General features: G+C 55.9%; 1 protein-coding gene. It reads left to right on the plus strand.

The genetic code is table 11. From position 1 onward, the window contains the following. Nucleotides 1-677 precede the first annotated feature (677 nt). Nucleotides 678-2,189, plus strand: a complete 1,512-nt coding sequence (gene ltrA / locus QC823_RS16080; RefSeq protein WP_309657355.1) for a group II intron reverse transcriptase/maturase — start codon at nucleotides 678-680, stop codon at nucleotides 2,187-2,189. Nucleotides 2,190-2,281 lie beyond the last annotated feature (92 nt).

Consider the following 2,281-nt stretch of genomic DNA (forward strand, 5'->3'; position numbering starts at 1 on the left):
AGTGTGCCTCGACCCTGACGGCTGCGGGAGGCAGTTGAACGGGCACAAGCATGACTGGAATACCTTCGTGTCGAACAGGGTGTTCCCAACGAAGGGCGGCTCTCTGCTGTGAGAGAACCTGAGCCGAAGCGGCGGTGACCTGCTGTGCACTGGCAGGGTGACGTAACCCGTGGGAAACGGGGTGTGAGGCGAAGCCGTTACGCCAAGATGCACCTCTAGGCTGAGTACGGAAAGGTTGAGGAACACGAACCGATTCATCCGCGTCTGTGGGCTGAACATATCGCCATCTCCTACACGGCTCAAGAGGAGATGCGCATCCTCGGCAATGGGTAAATGTAGGGCCCACTGCTGCTGCCGGTGGTATATATAGGCCACTACCACCAGCGGAGTCACGATCAGTGCGCAGCTAACTCGTGGCAGGTGCGCCAACTTGCAGCATGCAAGGGGAAAGACTGCGATCGGCAACCTCCTCCGTATGCTTGAGTCCAGCATGTGAACGAGGGAAAGCTTGCTCGGGATGCCAAGGGAGTGTGACCCCGATGCCCGACAAGCTGGCGGAGCCTCCGTAGTAGTCCGAGGTGGGGAAAGCCCACTACATGGCGAAGGGAGGCAGTTTAAGTGGCTTGCTCCACGGATTACCTGACCCAGAGAGGTGAAGACCTTTGATAATCGGGGAAATGCAAAGCAAGCTGGCAATGTGGTCAACAACGGATCTGAACCGACGGTTCGATCGGCTGTTGAGACTGATTGCACAGCGCGACTGGCTCCAAGAGGCGGCGTTCAGAACGCTGGCGTCGTCAGGGGCCAAAACCGCGGGTATTGACGGAGTCGATCGGCAAGCGTTCGAGCAAAATTTCAGCCAGCATCTGGAGGAAATTCGTATCGAGCTGCTGGACGGCACCTATCAGCCGCAGCCAGCACGTCGCATCTACATTCCTAAATCCAGCGGCAAACAGCGCCCGCTGGGGATACCGACCTTGCGCGACAGGATTGTGCAACGTGCGATGTTAATGGCCATGGAGCCCATTTGGGAAAGCGATTTCCATCGCCTATCTTATGGGTTCCGGCCAGAACGCAGCGTACACCACGCAATCCGCACCGTGAAACTTCAGCTGACGGACGGTAAGGAAACGAAAGGTCGCTGGGTCATCGAAGGTGATCTCGCGAGCTACTTTGATACGGTTCATCACAGAAAGTTGATGCGGTGTGTGCGCAAACGGATTCGGGACGGCCGTTTCCTGGCGCTGTTATGGCGATTCATCAAAGCCGGGCATGTTGACAAGGGGCTGTTCTATGCAGCTCATGACGGCGTACCTCAAGGGGGCGTGCTATCACCGCTACTTTCGAACATCATGCTCAATGAGTTCGATCAGTGGTTGGAACAGCGCTACCTGAGCAAGAAAGCCCGCCAAGATCGCGGGAGCTGGAACACTAGCATTCAGCTGCAACGCCCTGTTGCCTTGCGTGAAAACCGCCAGTGGAAACCGGCGGTGGCTTATTGCCGCTATGCAGATGATTTCGTCATAACCGTCAAGGGAAACAAAGCGCAAGCCGAGGCCATTCGTGAAGAATGCCGCCGGTTCCTGGAAGACGACCTGTCACTGACCCTGAATATGGAAAAGACCCATATCACGCACGTCAATGATGGCTTCATCTTCCTTGGCCACCGGATCATTCGAAAACGGGGGCCTCGTGGCAATATGCGTCCCGTCACATCTATCCCCCGCGATAAGGCCAGAAACTTCGCCGCCACCTTGGTGAAGGAGCTGTCCGGCAATTATAGCGAGAATCGGATCGACATGGTGGACCGCCTAAACCGCCGTCTGGTGGGCTGGGCCACGTTCTACCAATTCACCGACTATACCGCAATGACGTACAAGAAGATTGATGGCATTGTTTTCTGGCGACTCGCCCACTGGCTGGCACGCAAGTACCGAGCCTCGATCAAGTCCTTGATGCGAAAGTGCTTCCGCCGGCCTGAAGGGAAAGAGGCTAAAACATGGCAACTCTTTGGCCCTAACCATGCTGGCAAATTTAGTGTGGTAAGCCTACGTCGACTGGTATCCAGTCGGAAGATGTCGTTCCGGTGGCAGCTTCCCGAGGGAAATCCATATCTGCCCAGGGAAGAAACACGCAATACCGTCACTTCTCGCTACCACGATGTTGCCTTGGCTTTGAGCCACGCTTGAATGGAGAGCCGTATGCGCTGAAAGGCGCACGTACGGTTCGGAGAGGAGAAGCAGGGAAATAGTACGACTACGCCCTGCTTCTTACTCTACTT

Source organism: Vreelandella vilamensis (genome assembly GCF_031451755.1).
Classification (GTDB): domain Bacteria; phylum Pseudomonadota; class Gammaproteobacteria; order Pseudomonadales; family Halomonadaceae; genus Vreelandella; species Vreelandella vilamensis.